Source organism: Cupriavidus necator (genome assembly GCF_040578825.1).
Classification (GTDB): Bacteria; Pseudomonadota; Gammaproteobacteria; order Burkholderiales; family Burkholderiaceae; genus Cupriavidus; species Cupriavidus necator_E.
In genome coordinates, this window is sequence record NZ_JBEFLI010000049.1 from 46,091 (window position 1) to 55,997 (window position 9,907).

8 protein-coding genes and 1 riboswitch are annotated in these 9,907 nt (G+C 69.1%); of the genes, 7 read left to right on the forward strand and 1 reads right to left on the reverse strand.

Annotation, left to right across the window (positions count from 1 at the left end; translation table 11 throughout):
* Nucleotides 1–331 precede the first annotated feature (331 nt).
* A complete protein-coding gene (locus tag AB1I47_RS22410; RefSeq protein WP_354685911.1) occupies nt 332–2,011 on the forward strand; it encodes a GMC family oxidoreductase in 1,680 nt (559 codons plus the stop codon).
* An 81-nt stretch (nt 2,012–2,092) separates the two neighbouring features.
* On the opposite strand, the gene AB1I47_RS22415 is transcribed toward AB1I47_RS22410, so the two are convergent.
* The gene (locus AB1I47_RS22415; RefSeq protein ID WP_354685912.1) at nt 2,093–3,754 is read right to left on the reverse strand and encodes an acyl-CoA dehydrogenase family protein; all 1,662 of its coding nucleotides are present in this window, start codon (nt 3,752–3,754) and stop codon (nt 2,093–2,095) included.
* 216 nt (nt 3,755–3,970) lie between these two features.
* A riboswitch (TPP riboswitch) is annotated at nt 3,971–4,072 on the forward strand.
* A gap of 101 nt (nt 4,073–4,173) precedes the next feature.
* Here AB1I47_RS22415 and thiC point away from each other — a divergent pair.
* From thiC to AB1I47_RS22445, 6 genes are all read left to right on the forward strand, one after another.
* On the forward strand, nt 4,174–6,054 hold the full coding sequence (gene thiC, locus AB1I47_RS22420) for a phosphomethylpyrimidine synthase ThiC (RefSeq protein ID WP_354685913.1): 1,881 nt from the start codon (nt 4,174–4,176) through the stop codon (nt 6,052–6,054).
* 136 nt (nt 6,055–6,190) lie between these two features.
* On the forward strand, nt 6,191–7,393 hold the full coding sequence (locus AB1I47_RS22425) for an FAD-dependent oxidoreductase (protein ID WP_354685914.1): 1,203 nt from the start codon (nt 6,191–6,193) through the stop codon (nt 7,391–7,393).
* A 12-nt stretch (nt 7,394–7,405) separates the two neighbouring features.
* Complete coding sequence (gene thiS, locus AB1I47_RS22430; RefSeq protein ID WP_354685919.1) at nt 7,406–7,603, forward strand: sulfur carrier protein ThiS; 198 nt, start codon at nt 7,406–7,408, stop codon at nt 7,601–7,603.
* Between the two features lie 3 nt (nt 7,604–7,606).
* Nucleotides 7,607–8,443: a thiazole synthase gene (locus AB1I47_RS22435; protein ID WP_354685915.1), complete on the forward strand. Its 837-nt coding sequence runs from the start codon at nt 7,607–7,609 to the stop codon at nt 8,441–8,443.
* Nucleotides 8,440–9,576 (forward strand): thiamine phosphate synthase, encoded by a 1,137-nt coding sequence (locus tag AB1I47_RS22440; RefSeq protein WP_354685916.1) that lies wholly within the window; start codon nt 8,440–8,442, stop codon nt 9,574–9,576. The genes AB1I47_RS22435 and AB1I47_RS22440 overlap by 4 nt, the downstream gene beginning before the upstream one ends.
* A 7-nt stretch (nt 9,577–9,583) precedes the next feature.
* Nucleotides 9,584–9,907 (forward strand): GNAT family N-acetyltransferase (locus tag AB1I47_RS22445; RefSeq protein ID WP_354685917.1); only part of this gene is annotated, 324 nt, incomplete at its 3' end.

Consider the following 9,907-nt stretch of genomic DNA (forward strand, 5'->3'; position numbering starts at 1 on the left):
GGGGATTGAGTCGGATCTCGCCGGGCCGCTGCGCAAGCGCGCGCGCCTTGCCGCGCAAGCCGGCGCAATCGGATGCGATTCGCGTGTTCCCGCGCACGATAAGGTAGCGCGCCGGCCGTGGCAATGGAAGTTTCCTACCAGCGGGCCGATTCAAACGGCCGTCCGCATGGCATTGCGGGTCATCCCTACGTCCTTCTCCACGCCTGCGGCTAGCGCCTACACTGGATTTCACGGCTTGCCATCCGCTGGACGGACAGGGCGCGCGCGGCCGGCCGGCTTGGCCCCGTCCGGCTCACGCATGCGCGCCGCCTGCGGACTCGCGGGGAGACAGATGGAAACCACCTATGACTACGTCATCGTCGGCGCGGGCTCGGCTGGCTGTGCGCTGGCCGGACGGCTCGCCGACAGCGGCGACGACACCATTGCCCTCATAGAGGCCGGACACCACGACCATCATGTGCTGGTACGCACACCCGCCGGTGTTGCCGCAATGCTGGGGCGCGCGGGAGCCCGCAACTACGCCTACGAGACGGTACCGCAGCCAGGCCTGAACGGCCGCCGCGGTTACCAGCCGCGCGGACGCGGGCTGGGCGGCTGCTCGTCCACCAACGCGATGATCTACACGCGCGGCCGGCCCGCCGACTACGACGACTGGGCTGCGGCCGGCTGCGACGGCTGGTCGTGGGACGACGTGCTGCCGTACTTCCGCCGCGCCGAGTGCAATGAACGGCTGGCCGGCAGCGACGACGATCCGCTGCACGGCGGCAATGGCCCGCTGCATGTATCCGACCTGCGCACGCCCAACCCCTTCGGCGAACGCTTTATCGAGGCCGCGCAGCAGGCGGGCTTTTTGCGCAACGACGATTTCAACGGCGAAGAGCAGGAGGGCGTGGGCTGGTACCAGGTCACGCAGCATGCGGGCGAGCGCTGGAACGCGGCGCGCGCCTACCTGCACGGCGGCAACGTGCGCGACAAGGCCTGCAACGGCGGCCGCGCGCGCCTGCATGTGCTGACCGGCACGCAGGCGCTGCGCATCGTGTTCGAAGGCCGCCATGCGGCCGGCGTGCTGGTCGTACGCGACGGCCGCCAGCATTTGCTGCGCGCGCGCCGCGACGTGATCGTCTGCGCCGGCGCGTTCGGCTCGCCGCAACTGCTGATGGTGTCGGGCGTCGGGCCCGCGGCGCAACTGCGCGAGCTCGGCATCGGCGTGGTGCATGACCTCCCTGGCGTGGGCACCAACCTGCAGGACCATCTCGACATCGTGCTGCACAAGCGCGTGGCCGCGCCCGAGCTGTTCGGCGTGTCGTTCGGCGGCCTCGCGCGGCTGCTGTCGGAAATGCTGCGCTACCGGCGCGAGCGCACCGGCATGCTGTCGAGCAATTTCGCCGAAGCCGGCGGCTTCGTGCGCACCCGCCCGGATTTGCCCGAGCCCGACCTGCAACTGCATTTCGTGGTCGGCATGTGCGACAACCATATGCGCCGGCTCAACGCCGGCCATGGCTATTCCTGCCATGTGTGCGTGCTGCGTCCGCGCAGCCGCGGCGAAGTGCGCCTGGCCTCGGCCGATATCCGGCGCGCGCCGCTGATCGACCCGCGCTACCTGAGTGATGTGCGCGACCTCGACGACATGGTGGCCGGCGTGCGCATTGTTCGCCGGATCTTCGCGCAGCCGCAGCTGGCATGCTTCGGCGGGCGCGAGCTCTATTCCGCCCACCTGCGCGCCGACGGCAGCGACGACGCCGACGTGCGCGAGATGATCCGTGAACGCGCCGACACCATCTACCATCCGGTGGGCACCTGCCGCATGGGCATGGATGCGATGGCGGTGGTCGACCCGCAGCTGCGCGTGCGCGGTGTGCACGGCCTGCGCGTGGTCGATGCGTCGATCATGCCGACGCTGATCGGCGGCAATACCAATGCGCCCGCGATCATGATCGGCGAGCGCGCGCACGATCTGATCCGCTATGCGCCGCGCGTGATGTTGCGGGTGCTGGAGTCGATGGAGGCCTGAGGGGCGACTTTGAAAGACACGTGATCCCCGCTTTCGCGGGGATCACGCGCGTTAAGGCTTGTCGTTCCCGCGCCTCGCCGGTCAGCCTTCGAAGCCGCGCGAAAACACCCGCTTCATCGTATCGGCATCCGCATCCAGCGTGCCGAATACCCGCCCATGCTGCCGCCCGAGCCGGCTTGCGACAAACAGCTCCGCATTCTCTGCCTCGGCATGCGCCAGCATCAGCGCCGCCTGCGCGGTCAGCACCAGGCCCTGCGCAAAGCGGCGCGCATGCGTCTCCAGGTGCTCGGGCGCTTCGCGCAGCATCGCCTGCAGCGACGCCAGTTCGGCGCGTACCGCCGGATGGCCGCCGGCGCGGCGCGACAGGTCCTGCAGCAGCCGCGCGGCATCGTCGGGATTGCGCTGGATCGCGCGCAGCACGTCCAGGCACATGATGTTGCCCGAGCCTTCCCAGATCGAGTTGACCGGGGCCTCGCGATAGAGCCGCGCCATCGGGCCTTCCTCGACATAGCCGTTGCCGCCCCATACCTCCATCGCTTCGCCGGTGGCTTCGAGCGTGCGCTTGCACACCCAGAACTTGGCCGCGGGCGTGACCACGCGCTTCCATGCGGCGGCAAGCGGATCATCGTCGGCGTGCTCGAAGGCGTGGCCCAGTTCCATCATCAGCAGCGTGGCCGCTTCGGATTCCAGTGCCAGGTCGGCCAGCACGTTGCGCATCAGCGGCTGGTCCGCCAGCAGGCGTCCGAAGGCGCTGCGATGGCGCGTATGGTGCAGCGCCTGCACGAAGGCCGCGCGCAGGATCGCCGCGCTGCCGATCACGCAATCCAGCCGCGTGCTGGTGGCCATCTCGATGATGGTCGGGATGCCGCGGCCTTCCTCGCCGATCAGGATGCCGGTGGCGTCGCGGAACTCGACCTCGCTGCTCGAGTTGGAGCGATTGCCGAGCTTGTCCTTCAGGCGCTGGATCAGGATCGGGTTCTTGCTGCCGTCATCGCGAAAGCGCGGCACGAAGAAGCACGACAGCGGCCCGTCCTCGGCGCCCATGCGCGCGACCACCAGGTGCGCATCGCACATCGGCGCGGAGAAGAACCACTTGTGCCCGGTCAGCGCGTATGCCGCGCCGCGGCCTTCGCCGTTCACCGCGCGCGCCACGGTGGTGTTGGCGCGCACATCGGAGCCGCCCTGTTTCTCGGTCATGCCCATGCCGATCATGATCGCCGTCTTGTTGCGCCAGGGCAGGTCGCGCGCATCGTGTTCGGCCGAGTACAGCCGCGGCTCCAACTCGGCAAACAGTGCGGTTTCCTTGCGCAGTACCGGGATGCTGGCGAAGGTCATGGTAGGCGGGCACAGCGATCCGGATTCCACCTGCGCCTGCAGGAAGTAGCCGGCGGTGCGCGCCACCCACGCGCCCGCGCGCGGCTGCGCAAAGGGCAGGGACTGCAGTTGCTGGCTGCGCAGCAGGCCCAGCAATGCATGCCAGCTCGGATGGAAACCCACCAGATCGATGCGGTCGCCGGTGCGGCTGTGCGTATGCAGCTCAGGCGTGTAGCGGTTGGCGTCCGCGGCCCACTGCTGGACTTCTGGCTCGCCCAGGCGCGCGCCGAACTGGCCGAGTGCCTCGGCGTGCCAGTCGCCACCCAGCCGTTGCAGCGCGCCACGCAGCGCCGCATCGGTGGCGAACAGGTTGTAGTGCGCGAGATCGGGCACCTGGTTGAATACGCGGTGGGTGGCGGCTTCGGTCATGGCGGATTCCTGCAGGCTGTTCTGGCGTTGGAGGCAAGCACGTGTTACTGCATGGTAGAGCACGTGACGCGCGTTTGAGTGCCGGGGGATGCCCTTAGCTGCGGCGCGCGCGGCATGACGCATTGCAGCATGCTGCATTGGATACCTTGCCGCACGGCACTTGCGACCGAATTAGGGGTGGCGCCCACTTTGGGCTTGTGCTTAAATTCACCCCGTTGGATGAAACAGGGGTGCCGTACGGATGGGCCGTGCGGCTGAGAGAGTCCCTTCGAACCCGATCCGGTTAGTACCGGCGTGGGAAGTTTCAGCAAGACCAAGCCTCTTGTCCCTCCGGGACTCGCTTCCTCCGGCCCCGTGGCCGTGGCGGCGCTCACAGGGCTCCTGGTTTCGTCCACCCCGCAAGAGAGAGGACGACACCCATGGCCCGTACTGCCCCCGCAGCTTCCTTCGAATCGCTTGAAAGCGATCTCGACCAGAAATTCGCCTACCCGGCTTCCAGCAAGACCTACCTGACCGGCAGCCGCCCGGATATCCGCGTGCCGCTGCGCACGATCCTGCAGACGTCCACGCGCACCGATAAGGGCGAGATGCAGAATCCGCCGATCCCGGTGTACGACACCTCGGGCCCGTACAGCGACCCTGACGTGCATATCGACCTGAAGGCAGGCCTGCCGCCGGTTCGCGCGAAGTGGATCGAGGAGCGCGGCGACACCGAAGTGCTGCCGGGCCTGTCGTCGGAATACGGCCGCGACCGTGCCAACGACCCCGCCACCGCGCACCTGCGCTTTGCCCAGCTGACCAATCCGCGCCGCGCCAAGGCCGGTGCCAACGTCTCGCAGATGCACTATGCGCGCAAGGGCATCATCACGCCGGAAATGGAATATGTGGCGCTGCGCGAATCGCTGAACCTGCAGGCGCTGTACGACAAGCCCGAATACAAGGCGCTGCTGCGCCAGCACCCCGGCAACGCGCTGGGCGCCGGCCTGCCGCTGCGTCCGGAAGACATCACGCCGGAATTCGTGCGCCAGGAAATCGCCTCCGGCCGCGCCATCATTCCCGCCAACATCAACCACACCGAACTGGAGCCGATGGCGATCGGGCGCAATTTCCGCGTCAAGATCAACGGCAACCTGGGCAACTCGGCGGTGACCTCGTCGCTGGCCGAGGAAGTGGAAAAGATGGTGTGGTCGATCCGCTGGGGCGCCGACACCATCATGGACCTGTCCACTGGCAAGCACATCCATGAAACGCGCGAATGGATCCTGCGCAACTCGCCGGTACCGATCGGCACGGTGCCGATCTACCAGGCGCTGGACAAGACCGGCGGCATCGCCGAGGACCTGACCTGGGAGATGTTCCGCGACACGCTGATCGAGCAGGCCGAGCAGGGCGTGGACTACTTCACCATCCACGCGGGCGTGCTGCTGCGCTACGTGCCGCTGACCGCCGACCGCGTCACGGGCATTGTCTCGCGCGGCGGTTCGATCATGGCCAAGTGGTGCCTGGCGCATCACAAGGAAAACTTCCTGTACACGCACTTCGACGAGATCTGCGAGATCATGAAGGCCTATGACGTGTCGTTCAGCCTCGGCGACGGCCTGCGTCCGGGTTGCATCGCCGACTCGAACGACGACGCCCAGTTCGGCGAACTGCGCACGCTGGGCGAACTGACCGCCAAGGCGTGGAAGCACGACGTGCAGGTGATGATCGAAGGCCCGGGCCACGTGCCGCTGCAGCGCATCCAGGCCAATATGGACGAAGAGCTCAAGCATTGCTACGAGGCGCCGTTCTACACCCTGGGACCGCTGGTGACGGACATCGCCCCCGGCTACGATCACATCACCAGCGGCATCGGCGCGGCCAATATCGGCTGGATGGGCACCGCCATGCTGTGCTACGTCACGCCCAAGGAGCACCTGGGCCTGCCGGACAAGGAAGACGTGCGCGAAGGCATCATCACCTACAAGATCGCGGCCCACGCTGCCGACCTTGCCAAGGGGTGGCCCGGCGCGCAGCTGCGCGACAACGCGCTGTCCAAGGCACGCTTCGAGTTCCGCTGGGAAGACCAGTTCAACCTGGGCCTCGATCCGGAACGCGCGCGTTCGTACCACGACGCCACGCTGCCGGCCGAGGGCGCCAAGATCGCCCACTTCTGCTCGATGTGCGGGCCGAAGTTCTGCTCGATGAAGATCACGCAGGAAGTGCGCGACTACGCGGCGTCGTTGCCCAAGGAAGCGCAGCAGGGCATGGAAGAGAAGTCGATCGAGTTCCTGAAGAAGGGCAGCAAGATCTACTCGTGATGCAGTGACTGGCAGTACGGGCATGGCTTCGCACCCATGCCCGCTCGTGTTTCGCCGCCGCGCAGCGCCTCGCGCGGCGGCACCGATAACAAGGAGGCCGGCGCGGCCGCACGCCCCGTCCGGCACAACACCCCTCATGACAGCAGTGCAGTCGTTTGACGTCGCCATCCTCGGGGCCGGTCTTGCCGGCCGCCTGGCCGCCTGGCAACTGGTACGCGGCGGCGCCCGCGTGGCGCTGGTGGAGCGGGCCGGGCCGGACGGCGCGGGCTCGGCCGCTTATGTGGCCGCGGCCATGCTGGCACCGCTGGCGGAATCGGCCATTGCCGAGCGCCGTATCGTCGACCTCGGCATCGCCAGCGTCGACCTGTGGCGCGCGTGGCTGGCCGAACTGCCGGAGCCGGTCTTCTTCCAGCAGGACGGCACGCTGGTGGTCTGGCATGCGCGCGACCGCGGCGAGATGTCGCTGTTTACCAGCCGCGTGCGCGCGGTGGCGCCGCCCGAACTGGTGGCGCAGCGCCTGCACACGCTCGATGGCAAGGGCGTGGGCGAAGTCGAGCCCGCGCTGGCGGGGCGTTTCCCGCAGGGCCTGCTGCTGGCGGGCGAAGGCCAGCTCGACAACCGCGGCGTGCTGCGCGCGCTGCTGTCGTGCGCGGTCAGCGAAGGCGTGCATTGCGTCTGGGAAGCCGGTGAAGTCGATGCCGGGACGTTGCCCAGGCTCGGCATCCGCGCCGACGTGGTGCTGGATTGCCGCGGCCTCGGGGCGCGCTCGGCCTGGCCCGCGCAGCCGGGCGGCGACAAGCCGGGCCTGCGCGGCCTGCGTGGCGAAGTGGTGCGCGTGCATGCGCCCGACGTCAAGCTGCACCGGCCGGTGCGGCTGCTGCATCCGCGCTACCCGATCTATATCGCGCCCAAGCCCAATGACCTGTACGTGATCGGCGCCACCGAACTGGAAAGCGAGGACGAGTCGCCGATGAGCGTGCGTTCCGCGCTGGAGCTGCTGTCGGCGGCGCATTCGCTGCATCCCGCCTTCGGCGAGGCGCGCGTGCTGGAACTGAACGTGCAGCGCCGCCCGACGCGGCCCGACCACCTGCCGGCGATCCGCGTCGACCAGCGTACCCGCGTGGTGCGCGTCAACGGCCTGTACCGCCACGGCTTCCTGATCGCGCCGGCGGTGACCGAGGCCGCGTGCGCGGTGGTCAATGCGCTGCTCAAGGGCGATCCCGCCGCGCATGCGGTCCCGGCCGCGCTGCGCTGGCCTGGCATGATCGAGGCCGTGACCGAAGCGCCCGGCGAAACGCGGGTCGCCACCGTTGCCGCCCCCGGCGGGCTGCTGCACTAACGCATGACTGACATGGATATCCTGCTCAACGGCCGACCGCTCGCCCTCACCGATTCCGCCACGCTGGCGGACGCGGTGACCGCGGCGCAGATCGCGCCCCCCTTTGCCGCGGCGGTCAACGGCCAGTTCGTGCCGCGCGCCGCGCACGCCAACACCCCCCTTGCGGCCGGCGACCGCATCGACCTCGTGCAACCCGTAACGGGAGGCTGACCCATGACATTCGAACCTTCCGAGACCTTGCGCGATCCGTTCGTGCTGTATGGCGAGTCGTTCGGCTCGCGCCTGCTGCTGGGCACCGCGCGCTATCCGTCGCCCGCTACGCTGGAAGCCGCGGTGCAGGCGTCGACGCCCGCCATGATCACCGTCGCGCTGCGCCGCCAGGGCGCGGTGGGCAACGGCGAAGGCGGCCAGGCTTTCTGGCAGATGCTCAAGGCGCTGAACGTGCCGGTGCTGCCCAACACCGCTGGCTGCTTCACCGCGCAGGAGGTCATCACCACCGCGATGATGGCGCGCGAAGTGTTCGAGACCCCGTGGATCAAGCTCGAGCTGATCGGCGACGACTACACGCTGCAGCCCGATACGCTCAACCTGCCGTCGGTGGCCGAGACGCTGATCAAGGAAGGCTTCAAGGTGCTGCCGTACTGCACCGAAGACCTGGTGCTGTGCCGCCGCCTGCTCGACGTCGGCTGCCAGGCGCTGATGCCATGGGCCGCACCGATCGGCACCGGCCGCGGCGCGGTCAACCCGCATGCGATGCGCGTGCTGCGCGAGCGCCTGCCCGATACCCCGCTGATCGTTGACGCTGGCCTGGGCCTGCCGTCGCACGCGGCGCAGGTGATGGAGTGGGGCTACGACGGCGTGCTGCTCAATACCGCGGTGGCGCAGGCCGCCTATCCGGTCAACATGGCGCGCGCCTTCGCGCAGGCCGTCGAAGCCGGCCGCACCGCCTACCTGGCCGGACCGATGCCCGAGCGCGAGGTGGCGCAGGCCAGCACGCCAGTGGTCGGCATGCCGTTCTGGCACGCCGACAGCACGGAGCAGCGAGCATGACCCGCCGCCCCGTGCATGCCGCCAGTGACGGCCCGCTGCGCCAGGCGGTACTCGAACACTATGGCGAGACCTACGGCATCGACGACAAGCCGTGGCAGGCCTGGCGCCTGGAGGATGCGCCGGAGCATCCCGGCGCGCATGACGTGCTGCTGGCCGACGGCGAACCGAACGAGGCGGCGATCGAGCGCATTGCCGCCACCGGCGCCACGCTGATCGAAACCGATCGCGAAGGCGGGCAGTGGGTCGACACCGTGCGCTCGCCGATGGGCACGTGGGTGTTCAGCGTCAGGGCCGATACCGACCAGCCGCATTCGCCCGCCTTCGTCGCGGTACTGCTGGCCTGCCTGTCGCTGCATTTCCCGGCGCACGACGCCCTGTGCCTGGCGCGCGCGTGGGAGCCCGGCTCGGCGGACTGGCCGTCGGACTTTGCCCGGTTCCCGCACGTGCGGCACCCCGCGCTGGTCGCGCCGGAGCAAACGGTCGCGCCGTTCGCGCCGTGCCCCCCGCTGGGCCTGTATGTGGTGGTGCCGACTGCGGAGTGGATCGAGCGGCTGGCACCGCTGAACGTGCCGACGGTGCAGCTTCGCTTCAAGTCGGACGACCCGGCCGCGGTGCGCGCCGAGATTGCGCGCGCGGCCAGGGCCATGCAGGGCTCGACCTCGCGCCTGTTCATCAACGACCACTGGCAGGCGGCGATCGACTACCGCGCGGCCAACGGCGGCGACCAGAGCGGCATCTACGGCATCCATCTCGGCCAGGAAGACCTGGATGATGCCGAGCTGGAAGCGATCCGCGCCTCTGGCCTGCGTCTGGGCGTTTCGACGCACGGCTACGCCGAGATGCTGCGCGTGGCCGCGATCCGCCCGAGCTACCTGGCGCTGGGCGCGATCTTCCCGACCACCACCAAAACGATGCCGACCCAGCCGCAGGGCATGGGCCGCTTCCGCGCCTATGTGAAGCTGATGCAGCCGGTGATCCCGTCGCTGGTCGGCATCGGCGGCGTCAACGCGGCCAACATGCGCGAGGTGCTGGCGGTGGGCGTCGGCAGCGCCGCGGTAGTGCGCGCCGTGACCGAAGCCGACGACGTGCCGGCCGCCGTGGCCCATCTGGTCAGCCTGTTCCCGGCCGCCTGAACGCGCCATGGCGCGAACCGCCGCGGCCCCGCGCATCCGCCTCGCGGTGGCCGACGATCTGCCGCGGCTGCCCGAGATCGAGCTGGCCGCGGCGGCACTGTTCCCAGACGCCGACGTGCCGGCGCTGCTGCGCCTGGTCAGCACGCCCGATTCGGCGCTGATCGCCGCGCAGCGCGATTCGCGGCTGTGGGTGGCCGAGCGCCACGGCGAACTGGCTGGCTTCGCGCTGGCCAGCCGCAATGGCGAATGCGCCTATCTCGATGAAATGGACGTCCATCCGGACCATGGCCGCCGCGGCCTCGGGCGGGCGTTGGTGGGGGCGGTGCAGGGA

What these genes read in the sequence shown, in the direction of transcription:
- AB1I47_RS22410 (WP_354685911.1), top strand. Translation starts at nt 332, where the DNA reads ATGGAAACCACCTATGACTACGTCATCGTCGGCGCGGGCTCGGCTGGC.
- AB1I47_RS22415 (WP_354685912.1), bottom strand. Translation starts at nt 3,754, where the DNA reads ATGACCGAAGCCGCCACCCACCGCGTATTCAACCAGGTGCCCGATCTC.
- thiC (WP_354685913.1), top strand. Translation starts at nt 4,174, where the DNA reads ATGGCCCGTACTGCCCCCGCAGCTTCCTTCGAATCGCTTGAAAGCGAT.
- AB1I47_RS22425 (WP_354685914.1), top strand. Translation starts at nt 6,191, where the DNA reads ATGACAGCAGTGCAGTCGTTTGACGTCGCCATCCTCGGGGCCGGTCTT.
- thiS (WP_354685919.1), top strand. Translation starts at nt 7,406, where the DNA reads ATGGATATCCTGCTCAACGGCCGACCGCTCGCCCTCACCGATTCCGCC.
- AB1I47_RS22435 (WP_354685915.1), top strand. Translation starts at nt 7,607, where the DNA reads ATGACATTCGAACCTTCCGAGACCTTGCGCGATCCGTTCGTGCTGTAT.
- AB1I47_RS22440 (WP_354685916.1), top strand. Translation starts at nt 8,440, where the DNA reads ATGACCCGCCGCCCCGTGCATGCCGCCAGTGACGGCCCGCTGCGCCAG.